The organism is Sedimentimonas flavescens (genome assembly GCF_019264375.1).
Taxonomy (GTDB): Bacteria; Pseudomonadota; Alphaproteobacteria; order Rhodobacterales; family Rhodobacteraceae; genus Rhodobacter; species Rhodobacter flavescens.
Genome location: NZ_JAHVAI010000058.1, coordinates 1 through 1,027, shown reverse-complemented (window position 1 = coordinate 1,027; position 1,027 = coordinate 1). Strand labels below are relative to the sequence as shown.

Sequence of the window (1,027 nt, the reverse complement as noted above, 5' to 3'; positions counted from 1 at the left end):
CGATGGCTTCATGGTCCGATCCTTCTGTTGGGTCGGACTCTAGCATCAACTGGAGGAATTATCGGGGGTCACAGCAATGGAAGCGGCGCGAACCGGACGAAGCGAAAACTCACGGCAGAAGTGAGGAACGGCTGTAGGCCAGCGTCGTTTGAAGGCGGCATGCTCGCACTATATAACCTAAGTGCCGGAAAGCATCCGCGAAATCCGCAGCGCATACCGATCTGTCATACCCGAAATGAAATCGGCCATGCCATGCAGCGCCTGCTCAACATTCGAAATTCCTCGAAGATCAAGAAGTAGTGCTCGCTCGACCTGCTTTGAATGGTCGTCTAAACTACTCCGATCCCATTTGTTGGCGGCGAGCTGCTCGTAAACTGGCAGGATACCGGATAGGACGTTGCTGATGATCCGATAGCCCGACACTTCCAGCTCGGTCTTTCGTCGAGCAGTGAAGATTCTCTTCTTGGAAAGATCCTTGATTTCCTTAAATTGCCCGCTAAGTCTTCCGGCCTCGACCAGCGACTTAGAAAAAGTGCCAGCCATAATCGCATCATAGTTTTCCTTGAAGGCCTCAAGGCAACTGTCGATGCCCTTTCCGATGGCTACTGCCCTTAGAAAAGCAATCTGTTCGGCTTCGCCCATGTCCGAAGTGTCGCGGTTTGGCTTCTCCGCCAGGTCGAAGAGAGCTCCACGCACATCATCAAACTGTAGCTCGCCGGTGGTGAAGGCGTCTTCGAGATCGACGATATTATAGCAAATGTCGTCCGCAGCCTCGACCACGAAGACCAACGGGTGACGTCGCCACCAGACATTCAACCCGACCTCAACTCTTGTAAGTTTGAGCGTTTGAGCGATTTCTTCAAAAAGAGGCAGTTCGGAGTTGAAGATTCCAAATTTTTTTGAGCCGAAGTATCCATGCTCCTTATAGGTCGCCTTCGAAAGGCCCTCCTTAGGGTCAGGACTCATAGCCAATAGATGACGGTAGCCGCGAGGGCGATAGCGGATAGGAAGACCTTCGGACATCGGT

General features: G+C 52.4%; 1 pseudogene. It reads right to left on the bottom strand.

Annotated elements, in window-relative coordinates:
• Positions 1-177: 177 nt before the first annotated feature.
• Positions 178-1,027, bottom strand: a pseudogene (locus KTQ37_RS16660) (dGTP triphosphohydrolase); the annotation flags it as partial.